At 28.0% G+C, this 17,430-nt stretch carries 16 protein-coding genes; all 16 read left to right on the top strand.

The features are described from left to right. The first annotated feature begins 1 nt into the window (after position 1). Positions 2-1,453, top strand: a complete 1,452-nt coding sequence (locus VJY38_RS02910; protein ID WP_353679169.1) for a sodium-dependent transporter — start codon at positions 2-4, stop codon at positions 1,451-1,453. A gap of 107 nt (positions 1,454-1,560) precedes the next feature. Then, positions 1,561-2,568, top strand: a complete 1,008-nt coding sequence (gene holA, locus VJY38_RS02905; RefSeq protein ID WP_353679168.1) for a DNA polymerase III subunit delta — start codon at positions 1,561-1,563, stop codon at positions 2,566-2,568. Positions 2,569-2,644: 76 nt separating this feature from the next. Then, entirely contained in the window at positions 2,645-3,235 is a 591-nt protein-coding gene (locus tag VJY38_RS02900; RefSeq protein WP_353679167.1) for a sigma-70 family RNA polymerase sigma factor, read from the top strand. A gap of 4 nt (positions 3,236-3,239) precedes the next feature. After that, complete coding sequence (locus tag VJY38_RS02895; RefSeq protein WP_353679166.1) at positions 3,240-3,920, top strand: hypothetical protein; 681 nt, start codon at positions 3,240-3,242, stop codon at positions 3,918-3,920. Between the two features lie 77 nt (positions 3,921-3,997). Beyond that, entirely contained in the window at positions 3,998-4,204 is a 207-nt protein-coding gene (gene rpmE / locus VJY38_RS02890) for a 50S ribosomal protein L31 (protein ID WP_353679165.1), read from the top strand. An 86-nt stretch (positions 4,205-4,290) separates the two neighbouring features. Continuing rightward, positions 4,291-5,664, top strand: a complete 1,374-nt coding sequence (gene rsmB / locus VJY38_RS02885) for a 16S rRNA (cytosine(967)-C(5))-methyltransferase RsmB (RefSeq protein WP_353679164.1) — start codon at positions 4,291-4,293, stop codon at positions 5,662-5,664. Between the two features lie 16 nt (positions 5,665-5,680). Next, positions 5,681-6,571, top strand: coding sequence for a helix-turn-helix domain-containing protein (locus VJY38_RS02880; protein WP_353679163.1), 891 nt, complete (start codon positions 5,681-5,683; stop codon positions 6,569-6,571). After that, positions 6,540-8,558, top strand: a complete 2,019-nt coding sequence (gene ligA, locus VJY38_RS02875) for an NAD-dependent DNA ligase LigA (RefSeq protein ID WP_353679162.1) — start codon at positions 6,540-6,542, stop codon at positions 8,556-8,558. Before VJY38_RS02880 ends, ligA begins: the two co-directional genes overlap by 32 nt. Positions 8,559-8,564: 6 nt before the next feature. Beyond that, complete coding sequence (locus tag VJY38_RS02870) at positions 8,565-9,095, top strand: DUF6913 domain-containing protein (protein ID WP_353679161.1); 531 nt, start codon at positions 8,565-8,567, stop codon at positions 9,093-9,095. 68 nt (positions 9,096-9,163) lie between these two features. Continuing rightward, the gene (locus VJY38_RS02865; RefSeq protein WP_353679160.1) at positions 9,164-9,529 is read left to right on the top strand and encodes an STAS domain-containing protein; all 366 of its coding nucleotides are present in this window, start codon (positions 9,164-9,166) and stop codon (positions 9,527-9,529) included. An 83-nt stretch (positions 9,530-9,612) separates the two neighbouring features. Then, the gene (locus VJY38_RS02860; protein ID WP_353679159.1) at positions 9,613-10,464 is read left to right on the top strand and encodes a Cof-type HAD-IIB family hydrolase; all 852 of its coding nucleotides are present in this window, start codon (positions 9,613-9,615) and stop codon (positions 10,462-10,464) included. Then, entirely contained in the window at positions 10,464-12,665 is a 2,202-nt protein-coding gene (locus VJY38_RS02855; RefSeq protein WP_353679158.1) for an HD family phosphohydrolase, read from the top strand. The genes VJY38_RS02860 and VJY38_RS02855 overlap by 1 nt, the downstream gene beginning before the upstream one ends. 2 nt (positions 12,666-12,667) lie before the next feature. Further along, entirely contained in the window at positions 12,668-13,558 is an 891-nt protein-coding gene (xerD, locus tag VJY38_RS02850; protein WP_353679157.1) for a site-specific tyrosine recombinase XerD, read from the top strand. 3 nt (positions 13,559-13,561) lie between these two features. Next, positions 13,562-14,764, top strand: a complete 1,203-nt coding sequence (locus VJY38_RS02845; RefSeq protein ID WP_353679156.1) for a hypothetical protein — start codon at positions 13,562-13,564, stop codon at positions 14,762-14,764. A 6-nt stretch (positions 14,765-14,770) separates the two neighbouring features. Continuing rightward, the gene (locus VJY38_RS02840) at positions 14,771-16,630 is read left to right on the top strand and encodes an ABC transporter ATP-binding protein (protein WP_353679155.1); all 1,860 of its coding nucleotides are present in this window, start codon (positions 14,771-14,773) and stop codon (positions 16,628-16,630) included. Further along, positions 16,627-17,430: a glycosyltransferase family 2 protein gene (locus VJY38_RS02835; RefSeq protein ID WP_353679154.1), complete on the top strand. Its 804-nt coding sequence runs from the start codon at positions 16,627-16,629 to the stop codon at positions 17,428-17,430. Before VJY38_RS02840 ends, VJY38_RS02835 begins: the two co-directional genes overlap by 4 nt.

The following is a 17,430-nucleotide window of genomic DNA, read 5'->3' as shown; positions in this document are numbered from 1 at the left end:
CATGCGACTTGAATTTTTTTCTACACGATGGGGATTGGTTTTATCAACACTTGGAATTGCAGTAGGTACAGGAAATATATGGAGATTTTCTCGAATTGTTGCTCAAAATGGTGGTGGTTCTTTTTTAATTCCATGGATTATATTTTTATTTATCTGGTCTATTCCATTAATCATTTCTGAATTTGCTCTCGGAAAATTTACAAGAAAAGCACCAATTGGAGCAATTGCAAATATATCCAGTAACAAATTTACATGGATGGGAGCTTTTATTGCTTTTGTATCTACTGCTATAATGTTTTATTATTCTGTTATTACTGGCTGGTGTATAAAATATTTAATTTTGTCTTTATCTGGGGATTTACTTACATCTAATACAATTCAAACATGGTATGACTTTTCATCTGGTCTAAATCCACTATTATACCATTTTATTGCAATGTTGATTGGTTCATTAGTAGTCTATAAAGGAATTGTAAAAGGAATCGAAAAGGTTAGTAGAGTTCTTGTAACCTTACTTGTAATTATACTTTTTATATTATTTGTAAGAGCTGTAACATTACCTAATGCTTTTGAAGGAATTAAATATTTTTTTACACCTCAACTTGAATACTTAACAGATTATAAAGTATGGCTAAGTGCATTAACACAAAATGCATGGGATACAGGTGCTGGTTGGGGATTAGTTTTAACATATGCAACATATATGAAACAAAAAGAAGATATTGCTTTGAATGCTACTTTAATAGGATTTGGAAATAATTCTATTTCATTATTGGCTGGAATAATAATTTTTTCTACAGTATTTGCTCTGGGCTCAAATGATGCAATTCAACAAATTTCACAATCAGGTCCTGCAAATACTGGTCTTACTTTTATTGTATTGCCTCAGTTATTTTCTAAAATTTCTGAAACAATGTTAATTAATATAATCTTTGCGTCATTATTCTTTCTTGCATTATCTTTTGCTGCTATTACTTCTTTAATTTCTATGATTGAACTGGCTGTGAAATCTTTAATAGATTTTGGTTTTCAGAGAAATAAAGCTACACTTTTTGTTGCAATAGGTGGATTTGCTTTTGGGATTCCATCTGCAATTAATATAAATTTTCTAATAAATCAAGATTGGGTTTGGGGAGTAGGATTAATATTAAGCGGTGCATTCATTGCTTTTTCAATAATAAAATATGGAATCGATGAATTAAGAGAAAATGTTATTAATGGGATTGGGAGTGATATAAAAATTGGTAAATGGTATAACGTTATTATGAAATATTTTATACCTATTCAAGCAATTTTGCTATTATCCTGGTGGTTATTATCTTCTACTTCCTGGGATAAAGAATGGTGGAATCCATTTCATAAAGAAAATTTAGGAACTTGTGTATTTCAATGGGCAATTGTGTTAGCCTTACTGATTGTATTCAATAAGAAAATATCAAATAAAATATTATAATATGATAACGTTTATTACTGGAATAATAACAATTATTATAATCTGGGGAGGATTTATTTTTTTTATAATAAAAGCTATAAATTTCGAAAAGAAAAAAATGATTGAAGATGGCAAAAAAAATAATTCCATCAACTAATGAATTATTAAAAAATTTAAAAACAGAGAAGTTTTTACCAGTTTATTTTATTTGTGGTGAAGATGATTATACTATCGAACAAACAGTTAACTCAATTATAAAAGCTGCAAAACCTTTTATTAAATCTGACTTTGATATTGAAGTTATTGAATCTGATCGGGGACAAAATTTTTCTCAAATTATTGATATTGCTCTGGCATTTCCTTTCGGTGGAGGGAAAAAGTTAATAGTTGTCAAGAATTTTGAACGAGTGAGTGATAAAAAAACATTACAAGAATATTTAAAATCTCCTGCTGAATTTACAATACTTGTATTAATAAATAGATCTAAAATTAATGATTACACAAAAGAACCGTTTTCATCATTATTACAAAAAGGATATTTATTTGAGACTAAATCAGAAACAGGAGAAGAACTTGTTGACTGGTTAGTAAATAGAGCAAAAGAATTTAATTTAGAAATAGCACGTGAAGATTTAATTGGTTTAATTGAAATAGTTGGTGAAGATAAAAGCTTACTTGAAAGTCAACTTAAAAAAATTTCAGATTATAACATTAATAAAACAGTTACTTTTAATGAAATAAAAGAACTTATTTCAGTTACAAAGAAATTCTCCATTTTCGATTTACAGGAGGCAATAGGTAGAGGAGATAAATCAAAAGCCATTGAAATTGGAGTTAATCTACTGGACAATGGAGAAGAAATAGTAGCCATAATAAATATGCTTGCAAAATTTATTTTGACAATTGCTCAAATTACTGAAATGGTTAAAACAAATGTTAACGATAATGAAGCTGCAAATAAACTTCGAGTAAGCTGGTATTATTACATAAATTGTAAAAAAGCCAATTATTTATTTTCTGAAAAAAGACTATTAAACGCTTCGCGAGCTCTTCTCGAAGCCGATGAAGCTGTAAAAACTACTGCTACAGATTCTAAAACAATTTTGATTATGCTGATTACGAAAATGTTAAGTTAATGTTGAAAAATATTTCCATAATAACTAAAATTATGCACCTTATTTTTGAAACAATCTTAATAATGGATGGGTATAATTGCCGAACAATCAAAATTTAACTGAATTATCGGACGAAGAACTAATTAAAAAGTTTCAAGAAACTAATGAACTTGAAGCTTATGAAATATTAGTTCGCAGGTATAAGGATCCTTTGATGAACTTTGTGTATAGATTTGTTGGCGATAGAGATGTTTGTACAGATATAGTTCAAGATACGATGATTAAATTTTATCTTAATAAAGATTCTTATCGTGAGTTTGCTAAGTTTTCTACTTGGATTTATACAATAGCTGGTAACCTTGCAAAAAATGAACTTAAAAGAAGAAAAAGAAGAAATATTATTTCTTTAGGTCCAACTGAAGATGAAAAACAAATACAGGTTGAAGATAAATCATTTGTTTCGCCAGATCGAGCAGCAGATAGCAATATTAAACATGACATGATTCAACGTGCACTAATGAAAATTAAACCTGTTTATAGAGAAATGGTGATTTTAAGAGATATACAGGGACTTTCATACGAAGAAATTGCTGAAATTACAAAAGTATCTTTGGGAACAGTTAAATCGAGAATAAATAGAGGAAGAACTCAACTACAGAAATTATTAAAAAATATATACAAAGAGTAAGCCTATGGAAATAAACGGTTACAATGATGATGAACTTAAATTTATCAAACTATTAAAGGATTTAAAAGAACTCCCGAAAATTAAAGCCGAAGATAATTTTGAATACAATCTAATGATTCGTATTCAAAATGGTAACTTCGGTAACTTAGAGGAAGAATTTAAACCACGCTATGGCATTATTAAATTTATTATACCATCTGCAATAGTTTCAATAATAATTTTATTTATCCTGTTTTTCCCAACCAATGAACAGGTAATAGATAATCCTTTAATGTCTGATCCCCCAAAAATATCTGAAAAAGAAAATATAGATAACTCTCAGATTTTTTCTTCTAATGTTGAACAGATTACTACGCCTAAACTGAAAGTAAAAAAGGGGGAAATTCAATCTGGGAGTACAAGTAAAAAATCAAATACATCTACAAATCCTGCAATTAAATATCCAATTAATCAAACCCGTTCAGTTTCTTTAGATGAATATATTTCGGGAGAAAATGCTCGTGTAAATAATTTACAGCGAGGAACAGTTGTTAGTAGCGGAGAAGAAGTTTTTGAATTTGATAGATTTCTTATGCCTCAACAACTTGATAAAGAGTCTATTGAAAAATATCGAAGAATGATTGATTCAATTAAAAAAGCAGAAGCAAAAAGAGATTCAATCAGAAGATCAAGATATAATAGATAGTAGAAATTTATAAATTTGTTTTTTTATTCATACATACTTAATTTTGTAACTCAAATTATTTAGGAAAATTAGAAGAAATGAAAAAAGGTATTCATCCAACTTATAGAAGATGCGAAGTAACGTGTGTATGTGGAAATTCATTTGTTACACGTTCTACAGTAAGCAGTATAAAACTTGAAATTTGCTCTGAATGTCATCCCTTCTTTACAGGCAAACAAAAAATTGTGGATTCTACTGGTAGAGTAGAAAAATTCAGAAAGAAATACGGATTGAAAGAAGCTTAAAATTTTTTAGAAGTTTCAGGGCTGTTTTTAAACAGCCCTTTATTATTTTAAACCTACCTTAAAAATAATAACTGCGAGTTTTAATAATGGATAAGTTAGATTATACAGAATTATCTGGTATGAATTTGTATCAGGGTGTAAGAGGTCATGCCGTAAAGATTTTGAATCGCGTTGATAGAACAGATGCTTATCTTGATAAATTGTTAGAAATAGAATTAAAAAATTCTAACCTGAGTGGAGTTGATAAAGCATTGTTATTTGAAATTGTTCATGGTGTAATGCGATGGATGGGAAGATTAGATTGGATATTAACTGGATTTTATAAAGGACAATTTTCAAAAAGTGTTTCAGATGTAAAAAATGCACTTCGCGTTGCTCTTTATCAAATCCTTTTTTTAGATAAAATACCAGATTATGCTGCTGTTAACGAAGCTGTGGAATTCATAAAAAAACTTCAGGGACAAAAATATGCCGATATTGCTAATGCTGTACTCAGAAATATAATCAGGAATAAAGATTCTATTCGTTACCCCGATCCAGAAGAAGACTTGATTGGATATTTGAGTGCATATTATTCACATCCAGCATGGATGGTTAAAAGATGGTTTAAAAGATTTGGTAAAGAAGAAACTGAAAAACTCTTAATAGCTAATAATAGTAAGCCAGTTCTTTCTTTAAGAGTAAACAATTTAGTTACAAGTTTAGATGAATTAAAATCACTCCTGGATTCGGTAGAACTTAAGTATACTATAAGTAAATATTTACCAGAATTTATTAGACTTAATAAATTAACCAATATTACTGATTGGGAATATTTTCAGAAAGGATTTTTTTCTGTTCAGGATGAAAGTAGTGGACTGCCCGTAAAATTATTAGATGTTAAACCTGGAATGAGAGTTCTTGATTTATGTGCAGCACCTGGTGGTAAAACAGCTTTTATTGCAGATATAATGAATAATCAGGGTGAAATAATTGCTATAGATAGATATGAAAGTAGATTAAAAATCCTGGAAAAAAACCTCACAAGATTAAAAGTTACTAATGTGAAAACTCTTGCAATAAATGCACTTGATTTTAATGATAATGAGGGTTTTGATAGGGTTTTAGTTGACGCTCCTTGTTCTGGATTAGGTACGCTTACAAAAAAGCCAGATTTAAAGTGGAAAAAAGACTTGGGAGATATTAGAAAAATTATTAATATTCAATATGAATTGTTAAAAAAAGGTTCATCAATGCTTAAAGTGGGAGGATCACTGGTCTATAGTACATGTACAATAGAACCTGAAGAGAATTTTGAAATCATAAAAAGATTTTTAGCAGAAAATCCAAATTTTACACTTGTAGATGCTTCTGAAATATTTCCCAAAGAACTTTTAGATGAAAATGGTTGTGTTCAAACATATCCTCATATTCATGGTATTGATGGTTCGTTTGCTGCTAAGATTATTCGTTTAGTTTAATATATAGAGAAATTATATGGCTTCCGAAGCCTTAAAAAAATTTGCTGAGGAACTAAAATCTCTAAGAGAAGAAAAAGGTTTTACATTACAGCAAATTTCAAATCATACTAAAATTGATATTAAATTTCTTCAAATGATTGAAGATGGTAATTTTAATTTTCTTCCCGAAATTTATGTAAAAGCTTTTATTAAAGAATATGCTCAAACTATGGATTTGGATGTAAATGTTATTGTAGAAAAATATAATTCAGCAAAAAAAGAAGTTGATTCGAATGTTAGTTCTTATGAAAAAGAAAAATCATATTCTGAAAAAATATCAACAAGTAAGAAAAAAGAATCTTTGATAATTGATGATACTTACGATAAAGATTATAATGCAAATGAGTATTTATCTTTTATTTCGGATGTTGTTGTAAAGAAGAAAATAGGTCCTAAATTAAAATATTATATTATAGGTGGAGTAGTATTAATTTTCTTATTGCTTATATATCTTATATTCATAAATTCTGGTTCTTCTATTATTGAGGAAAATCCATATAAAGATATTACTACAGATAGATATAAACCCGATACATCATCTGTAACTCAATTATTCAAAAATTCTGATAGTCTTACTCTATTAATTACTCCTGTAAAAAATGTCTGGTTAAAAGTTTTGTGTGATAAAAAAGAAGTTTATCAACAGATGGCTCCTGCAAACCAGTTATTAAATTTTAAGGCTTCAAAAGAATTTTATGTTGTTGTGGGAAATGCTGGTTATGTAAAAATGAATTTGAATGGTAAACCATTATCTCAAGCAGGAAACATGGGTGAAATAAGAAGATATTATATTTCAAACGATACTGTCAAGAGTTTTTTAGTCCCAATTCAAAAAAATGATGAAAAAAAATCCTCAACAGAGAATTGAAGAATTAAGAAAATTAATTAATGAGCACGATTACAGGTATTATGTGCTCGCTGAACCTATAATTAGCGACTATGAATACGATCAACTTGTTAATGAACTGATTCAATTAGAAAAAGAAAATCCACACTTAATTACTCCAGATTCCCCTACACAAAGAGTAGGTTCAGACCTTACAAATGTATTTAATCCTGTTGTTCATAAAATACCTATGTTGAGTCTTTCTAATACTTATAGCGAAGAAGAAATGTATGAATTTGATAGAAGAGTAAAAGAAGGATTACCACGAGGAGAAAAAGTTGAATATGTTTGCGAATTAAAAATAGATGGTGTCTCTGTAAGTTTAAGATATAAAAATGGAATATTAGTTACAGCAGCTACCAGAGGGGATGGTACTACAGGCGAAGAAATTACCAACAATGTTAAAACTATTAGAAGTGTTCCTCTTTCACTAAGAAAACCTTCATCACTAAAATTGAATCTTGATGACATTGAGGTTCGTGGCGAAATTTATATGGAAATTGAAGCATTTAAAAAAATTAATGAAGAAAGAGAATTAAATGGTGAAAAAACTTTTGCAAATCCAAGAAATCTTACAGCTGGTACAATAAAATTACTGGAACCTCAACTTGTTGCTAAAAGACCACTCAAAATATTTGTTTATTATTTGTATTCTGAAACCGATGAATTAAGTACTCATTTTGAAAATCTTAAAATATTATCTGAGATAGGATTTCGAGTTAACCCGAATTATAGACTTTGTAAAAATATCGAAGAGGTGATGGATTTTTGTAATGAGTGGGAAGAAAAAAGAGATAAATTACCATATGAAATTGATGGTGTAGTTGTAAAAGTTAATTCATTAAAACAACAAAGAATACTCGGTAATATTGCAAAATCTCCACGCTGGGCTGTTGCTTATAAATTTAAAGCTAAACAAGCAAAAACAAGATTAAAAAAAATTATCTGGCAGGTCGGTCGCACAGGTACATTAACACCCGTAGCAGAACTTGAACCTGTTTTTCTTGCTGGTTCTACTATAAGTCGTGCAACTTTGCATAATATCGATGAGATAAGACGAAAAGACATAAGAGAAAATGATATTGTTGTAATTGAAAAAGGTGGCGATGTAATTCCTAAAGTTGTTGAAGTAGATTTATCACAAAGACCAAAAGATTCACAGGTTGTAAAACTTCCTTCGAAGTGTCCAGTATGTAACTCAAATTTATTCAGACCAGAAAATGAAGTTGCAATTTATTGTGAAAATAATTTGTGTCCTGCACAAGTTAAAGGAAGAATTGAGCATTTTGCTTCTCGTGGTGCTATGGATATTACTGGATTGGGAGAAGCTTTAATTAATCTTTTTGTTGACCGTGGATTTCTAAAAGATTATTCTGACATTTATCAATTAAAAGAACATAGAGAAGAATTAATTAAGATAGAGAGACTCGGTGAAAAAAGCGTGGATAATTTACTGGCAGCAATCGAAAAAAGTAAAGAGAAACCTTTTGATAGAGTTTTATTTGCAATAGGAATAAGATATGTTGGTGCTGGTGTAGCAAAAAAGTTAGCCGATCATTTTAAATCTATTGATGCTTTAATTAATGCCAGCGAAGAAGAAATTGAATCCATTCATGAAATTGGTCCAAGTATTAGCAAAAGTGTTAAAAGATTTTTCAGTGATAAAAATAATCTTAAATTGATTGAAAAACTTAAAAAAGCAGGATTAAAATTTAAGATAGATGAAATAAGAATTACTTCTGATAAATTAAAAGGTAAATCTTTTGTGTTAACTGGTACTTTATCTTCAATGTCGAGAGAAGAAGCAAAAGAAAAAATTATTTCACTCGGTGGACATGTACTTTCGGCAGTAAGTAAAAATACAGATTATGTGGTTGTTGGTGATAATCCTGGTTCAAAGTTTGACAAAGCTAAAAAGCTTGGTATAACAATTCTTACCGAAGAAGATTTTCTTAAAATGATTGAATAGAAAATTATGTTTGAAAATATAAAAAGAAAATTAGCTCATTATTTGTTATCAAAAAAATTTCTAAAAAATGGTAGTAATCCAATATTATTTAATAAGATTATTACTAATTCTAAAAGTTTTTTTGTTATCCTTCCAGAAGAAGAAAGTGATTTAAGCCATTCGTTAGATTTAATTAAGTTTTTATTAATACATAAAAAAGATGTTACAGTTTTTTTGCAGGAATACAGATATAATTTTTTTCCAATGAAGGATAAAATTCATTTTATAACTTATTCGCAACAGGATATATCTCGATTAAATTTACCTTCTAAAAATTTGCTAAATAAGTTATTTAATACTAAATATGATATTGTAATTGATTTGAATAGAGTTGAGAATACTTTTTTTAGTGCAGTAGCTAATATTGTTAGTTCAAAAGTTAGGATTAGCTTTAAAAAGGAAAATTCAGAATCATATTATAATTTATTATATTTTGATAATAATAATGAGTCAGAATTAGTATTTAGAAATTTTCTAAATTTTGTACGAATGTTTTAGTTAAATATTCTTTATAATATTTCATTGAATTTGTAGATTTCAATAGTAAAATTTAAGAGCAGGATAAAATGAGCGACAATATTAATTACGAATTAAAAAAAATAGGTAATACTGCTATATTCAAATTAAATGAAAAAAGATTTGATGCTTCCATTGCTGGATTTGTAAAAGGAGAATTTACAATTCTACTTCATAGCAGTGATATAAATAAATTAATCATAGATTTATCGGAAGTTGATTATTGTGATAGCTCGGGATTAAGTGCAATACTACTGGCTTACCGTATTCTTCAAACACGAGATGGAATGATTCGTTTAGCTAATCCTACAAAAAATGTAAAAACACTTATTGAAATTTCACAACTTGATAGGGTATTAAAAATTTGTAATTCAGTTGATGAAGCTTTGATAGATTTAGAAGAAATTTCAGAATAATTCAATCCCTTTGTAAATTCAATTAATTTTGTCAGGCTATCTCCTATAGCGATTAATATTGAGACTATGTCGTTCTAAAAAAAATGATAAAAACAGAAGAAGAAATACTAAGAAACTTGAAGCTTGTTGTTTTAGATCTCGATGGGACAATCCTCGATAACGAAAATAATATTAGTAAAGAAACAATCAATCTTATAACAAAATTAAAAGATAAAGGACTTAAATTTACAATTGCTTCTGCAAGATATTTATCCTCCTTTTTAGATTATATAAAATTACTCAATATAGATTTACCAGTAATATGTCTTGATGGTTCGGTTATAATAAATCCTATTACAGGGGAATATATTAATGAATTGTTTATTCCTGCTAAGTATGTTTTACGCTCTATAAAAATGTCCGAAAAATACTCTCTAAATTTTCTTCTATTTTGTAAAGATGGAATTTATTATAACAAAAATAGTTATGTTATAGAATCATTGTTACATAAATATGGAACAGAATATAAATTGATTAATTTCATTAATAACTGTGTTAATGAAACATATGAAGTTATAATAACAGGTAATGAGTTTGAAAACTTAAAAAAAGTAAAGAGAAAAATGATTTTCCCATACACATATGGCATTCAAGCATCAATTTACAAATCAAGAAAAGATAATGGGAATAATTTTTTAGAAATAAAAAAAATTGGAGTAAATAAAGGGATGGCACTTAAAAAACTTTGTAATTATCTGGATATAAAAATTAAAAATACTGCTGTAGTTGGCGATTGGTATAATGATATTTCACTTTTTAATACAAATGCTTTCAAGGTTGCAATGGCTAATGCAGTCCCAGAAATAAAAAAATTAGCTGATATTACTACAACAAAAAGTAATAACGAAGATGGTATTAATGAATTTTTGAATTTGTTATTGGAATTAAAATCTTAATGAAAAGGAATTTGGAAAATATTTTGAAAGAAAATATAAGAGTTAAGTTACTGATTGTATTTATTACCATAACACTTATGGTATTAATGTTTCCTAAAGGTGAATCAATTGAATCAGAAGTAACCGTTGGTTCTATCTGGATTAAAGATGATTTAATTGCTTCAAGAACTTTTGAAGTGCTAAAAGATCCTGCAGTTTATGAAAAAGAAAAACAAGATGCGATTTCAAAAATACTACCAATTTTTGTTCGTGATAATAAGGCATCTGAGAAATTTTTAGACTCTATCAATAAATTCAATAAAAAATTAAATGAACTACTTCAAAGAGATATATTACAAAATAAAAATTCATCAAAAGAAATATTCTTAAGTGAAAGCTCATACAATACTCTTTTAACATTAAAAAAAAATCCTTCAAGGTTTACAGGCTTAAAAGTAAAATCATTAAATCTAATTTTACAGAATGTTGTAATTCTGCTCGGAAGAATATATCAACGAGGATTACTGAATTATGACTATAAAGAAATTGAAAAAGATAGCATTACATTTAGAGAAGGGAAATATGAAAAAAATCTACCTAAAACATTTTATTTCGATAGACAATCAGTTAATGAATTTATTAATACTTATTTAGAAACAAACATCGGGAGTAATAAAGAAGTAAACGAATCTCTTTTTGAATATATTACTCATTTTCTCACTCCTAATATTATTTATAGTTATGATTTAACTAAAGCTGCAAAAGAAAATGCAAAAGAAAAAATTCCACGAAATATTGGAATTGTAAATGAGAACGAAAGAATAGTTGCAAAACATGATAGAATTACTCCAGAAATTAAATTAAAAATAGATTCATACAGAATAGCAAAAGGTGAAGAAACAAGTACTTTGAATAAAGCTGCACAAGAACTGGGGAAATTTATTCATATATCCATTGTAGCACTTCCTTTTATACTTTATATATATTTGTTCAGGAAGAAAATCTATAATGATAATTTAAAAATTCTTCTTATTGCAATTATATTTTTAATTGTAAGTTTTATTACATTTCTCATTTATCAAATTAATGCTTCAATTCAACTTGAATTGCTTGTGCTGGTACCAGTAGCATCCATGCTATTGACAATAATATTTGATTCAAGAGTTGGTTTTTATGGTACTGTTACTATTTCATTAATAGTAGCTGGATTGAGAGGTAATGATTATGTTTTTGCGGTTATGAATATTGTAGCAGGAGGTTTAGCTGCTTATACAGTTAGAGATATAAAAAATAGAACACAAATATTTCGTTCTTTTTTATATATACTTATTGGTTATCTGATAAGTATAATTGCGTTTGGATTAGAAAGGTATGATTCTTTTAATAAAATGATTGTGACAATTGCATTTGCAGCTTCGAATGCACTTATAAGTCCAGTGTTTACATATGGCTTAATAATTTTTATTGAGAGAATTTTTAAAATAACAACAGATTTAACTCTTCTTGAATTAACGGACTTTAATCATCCCTTACTAAAGGAATTAGCAAAATCAGCACCAGGTACTTTTAATCATTCTATGTTAATGGGAACTATGGTAGAAACTGCTGCCGAAGCAATAGGTGCTAATCCAATCCTGGCAAGAGTAGGAGCTTATTATCACGATATTGGTAAAATACTCAATCCATCGAGCTTTATAGAAAATCAATTGCACGACGAAAATATACATGAAAAGATTCAACCTGAAGAAAGTGTAAAATTAATTTTAGATCATGTTGAAAAAGGGATTGAACTTGCTAAAAAATATGATCTGCCAGATGAAATTATAAACTTTATTCCAATGCATCACGGAACAATGATTATAACTTATTTCTATGAAAAAGCTAAAGAAATTAATGGTGAAGAAAATGTAGATGTAAATGATTTCCGATACAAAGGTCCAAAGCCAAATACAAAAGAAACCGCTCTTGTTATGCTTGCAGATGCCTGTGAATCTACAGTAAGATCATTAACCAATCCTGAACCTCAAAAAATTGAAAATGTAATTAATAATTTAATTAAAGCTAGAATTGATGATGGTCAATTAAATGATGCACCAATAACATTTAATGATATTAAATTAATTAAAGAAGCTTTTCAAAATATTCTTATTGGACAGCGTCATAAAAGAATTCGATATCCAAATCAAGATGAGTTGGAAGTAAGAAAAGATGAAGAAAATTAATTATGGAACAATTCTTAAAAGAATACCTCACAATTTTACGATTCGAAAAAAATCTTTCCAGTAACTCAATTAAATCTTATGAAACTGATTTAAGGAAATTATTTAATTACCTGGAGTCTAAAAATGTAAAGGATCTAAATGATGTTACTGCTGAGTTAATTTCTGAATACTTTGACCTACAACGTAAATATGGTATTGATGCAGCTACTGTTGCACGTTATATGTCTTCGATTAAGGGATTCTGGCAATATCTTGAATCTTCAAAATATATAGAGAAAAATCCAACTGAAAAATTGTATTCTGTAAAAAAATCCAGAAAACTCCCATCTGTGCTTACGTTCGAAGAAATTGAAAAAATCCTCCAATCAGCAAAGGCAGATAATTTACTTGGCATTAGAGATAGAGCAATAATTGAATTATTATATTCCTCAGGCTTGAGAGTATCTGAATTAATCAACTTAAAAATTACTGATTTGTTTTTCGACGAAGAAGTAATTCGTGTTTTAGGAAAAGGTTCTAAAGAAAGACTTGTTCCCGTTGGTCAAAGTGCTATTTACTGGATTAATGAATATTTGAAAACAACCAGACCAATAATTGAAAAAAAAACAAAAAGTCAAAACTATGTTTTTCTGAATAAAAGGGGGACTAAACTATCAAGAATGGGTATATGGAAAATTATTAATTTCTATGCTAAAGAAGCAGGAATTAAAAAGGAAATTCATCCACATACATTCAGACATTCCTTTGCAACTCATCTAATAGAACGAGGAGCTGATTTAAGAGCTGTTCAAGAAATGCTTGGTCATGCTGATATTTCCACTACACAAATCTATACTCATATTGATCGTGAATATATTAAACAGGTTCATCGAGATCATCATCCACGTGGTTAAAAAATGAAAAAATTTTTAGTGGCAATAATAGCTGTTTATTTACTATTGATTTCTTCCGGGTGCAATAATAAAAATGAAGAACAATCTAAGTTTACTTATTCAATCTTCCTTGCTGAATTTAAAACATTAACAAAAGCTTATAATTATAGAAATAAACTGGATAAAAATTTAATTGATAGTATTACAATCAGAAATATTTCACCAGATAGATATTTAATCCTTTATGGTAAATATAATTCGTCTTTTGATGCAGGCTATCGAGCCTATGATTTATTTAAGAAGGGATTGATAAAAAATTATAAAATCTATTATAAAGATGAATATGTAAAAGATTTATTTGCCAATGTATTATTTATTGCAAACTACTCTGGAAGACCTTCAATTTATAATTTTAACTTAGTAAATAAACAAACAAGACCATTATGGACTCGCTGGGGTAGAAAAGTTCTTACTTTAAATTATTCTAAAAATAAAACTGAAGCATTTATAATTACAGCAAAAAATTATAATGTTCGAAATTCAATACCATATATTAATGATATTGGTTTGCTTTACTATGATGGTTTAAAAGGAGAATTTCAGGAAGTTTATACTTTTGGTGATGGAATTCAAATTTATAGTTACTGGGAAACAGAAGATACATTTAAAGTAAATATTACTTTTTCAGATTCTTTAAAGCCGGAGATATTGATTCAAAAAATTTATTCATTTGATATTACGGGTATCTTAACTAATATTCAGCAAAGATATTTTAATTTACAAAAAGATGGATTCCCAAAACCTCCTAAAATAAAACCAGTGGTTATTTCACCTAAAGGTCGATTTCAAATTAGAAATATTAAAGAAATTGAAAAAGAATATATTTACCTTCGTGATGTTATTCATAACTCAGAGATACTTATTTTTGAAAGTAAAGGTGAATTAAAAAGTATTAAATGGACTGATGATGAAAAATATTGTATGATTATAGCAGCAGATGATATTACTAATAACTCAGGTAAGATTATAATTGTTGATACAAATAAAATGCAAATAAGAAATATTTATAAAGGTCCTTTAAATCAGAATTTATTAGTTCATGGAAACTTTCTATTTTTTGAAGAAGAAATTGGTACAACTAAACAAATTACGATATATGATTTTAATACTAATTCAATATATTATAGAATTCAATTTTATGATGGTTGTGGTTTAAATAATTTATAGTATACAATGAAAACATATTTTAGAATTCTTAAATACGTAAAACCATTCTGGAAATATCTTGCTGCTTCAATAATTTTTACAATATTTTCTGCATTACTTGATGGAGCATCAATATACCTTTCAATACCTCTGCTCGATACTTTATTTCAGCAAAAGGGAGTATCTACTGGAAATCAGATTGATAGTATTTCTAACTTGAGTCATAAAACAGGAAATTGGATTTCCCAATTTGCAAATGAAATAGCAACGAATTTTAAAGCATTCATATTTAGTGGCTCAACTTCTGAAGTACTTTTAAAAATATGCTTTTTAATTGTTATCACATTTTTAGGAAAAAATCTTTTTGGGTATCTTCAAGCATATTTTCTTGCACATGTAGAACAGGGGATGATTCGAAATTTAAGAAACGAGGCATATCAACATTTACATAAACTACCAATGAGTTTTTTTAAGAATGAAAAGACTGGCAATTTAATTTCTAGAATTATGAATGATGTTAATGCTGTTAATGCAAGTGTATCAGCAGTGTTTTTAAATTTAATAAGAGAACCATTAAAGATAATTGTCTTTCTTAGTATTGCTCTGGCTATTAGCTGGAGATTAACTTTATTTTCACTTGTTGTATTACCTTTTTCACTGGTAGTAATTAGTTATATTGGATTACTTGTAAGAAAACAGAGTGGATTGCTTCAATCTAAAATTGCAGATTTAACAAACAGTATTCACGAAGCAATAACAGGTGTTAAAATTGTTAAAGCTTTTGGAATGGAAGATTATGAAAACAAAAAATTCTTTAAGGAAACACAAAACTTTTTTAAACTTTCTTTGAAAATTACAAGAATAAGAAATATTGCAAGTCCCACAACAGAATTTTTAAGTGTAATTGTTGGAGTGGTAATAATTTATTTTGGGGCACAACTTGTACTTATCGAAAAATCTATAACAGCAAGTCAATTTATTGGATTTTTATTTGCTATATTTCAACTAATGCCACCTATTAAAGAATTAAGCAGTGTGAATAATCGAATTCAGGAATCAAGTGCAGCTGCAGATAGAATTTTTGAGATTATTGATATCGAACCCAGTATAAAAAATATTGATAACCCGGTATCTATTAACCAATTTAATAGAGATATTGAATTTGAACATGTTTATTTCAAATACGATGGTACTGATGAATATGTTTTGAATGATATTAATTTTAAGGTGGAAAAAGGAAAGATAATTGCACTTGTTGGAAGTAGTGGAGCAGGCAAAACAACTCTTGTAGATTTAATCCCGAGATTTTATGATCCTACAAAAGGTAGAATATTGATAGATGGTATTGATATAAAAAATATTCGTATTGAAGATTTAAGAAAATTAATTGGGGTTGTAACCCAGGAAATAATTTTATTTAATGAATCTGTTAGAAATAATATCGCTTATGGATTAACAAATTGTTCTGAAGAAAAAATAATTGAAGCAGCTAAAGCAGCAAATGCGCATAATTTTATAATGGAGCTTCCTCAAAAATACGATACTATTATTGGCGAAAAAGGAACAAAACTTTCTGGGGGACAACGACAGAGAATAGCTATAGCTCGCGCTCTCCTGAAAAATCCTCCTATAATGATCTTTGATGAAGCAACATCTGCACTTGATAATGAATCAGAAGCTTTGGTTCAGGAAGCTATTGAAAGACTTATGAAAGATAGAACTGTTTTTGTTATTGCACATCGTCTTAGCACAATTAGAAACGCAGATAGAATTCTTGTTATCGAAAAAGGGAAAATTGTTCAGGATGGTAAACACGATGAATTACTTGGTGAAGAAAATAGTATTTACAAAAAACTTTACGATTTGCAATTTAGAGATATTGATTGAATTTCGTCACAATAAGAAAAAATAAAGTGAAATTATCTTCAATTATTATAGCAAGAGATGAAGAACAAAATATTAGTAGGTGTATCGAAAGCCAGTTAAATATTATTGATGATATTTTAGTTTTAGTAGATTCTAGAACAAAAGATAATACTTATCAAATTGTTACTTCTTATCCAGATGTAAGATCAGAAATTGTAGAGTGGAAAGGATTTGGTCCAACTAAAAATTATGCAATATCTAAAACAAAATATGAATGGGTTTTGTGGATAGATGCCGATGAAGAATTATCAAAAGAATTAGCCAATGATTTGCTTAGCTTTAAAAATTCTACTCCAGAATTTAATTCATATTTTATTCCTAGAAAATCATATTTTCTTGGTAAATGGATAAAACATTGTGGATGGTACCCGGACTATGTTTTGAGATTATTCAATAAAAACTTCTCATATATAAGCGAAAATCCAGTTCACGAAAAATTAATAGTTAAAGGTGAATCAGGTTATTTACAACATCCATTGATTCACTATACATACCCCGATATAACTCATTATTTAAATAAATTAAATAATTATACTTCTCTTGCTGCCGAAGAAATAATTAAGAATAATAAGAAAGTAACTTTAATAGATATATTATTAAGACCAGCATTTATTTTTATTAAAATGTATATTTTAAAATTGGGATTCCTGGATGGATTGCATGGACTAATTTTATCTCTTTATTCATCATTTTATGTGTTTACTAAGTATTGTAAAGTTTGGGAGATAAAGAAATCCGGGAGAAATTTAAAAGAGGAATAA

Source organism: Rosettibacter firmus, assembly GCF_036860695.1.
Lineage (GTDB): Bacteria > Bacteroidota > Ignavibacteria > Ignavibacteriales > Melioribacteraceae > Rosettibacter > Rosettibacter firmus.
Note: the sequence above shows the minus strand (reverse complement) of the source record. Positions and strands in the feature narration are given on the sequence as shown.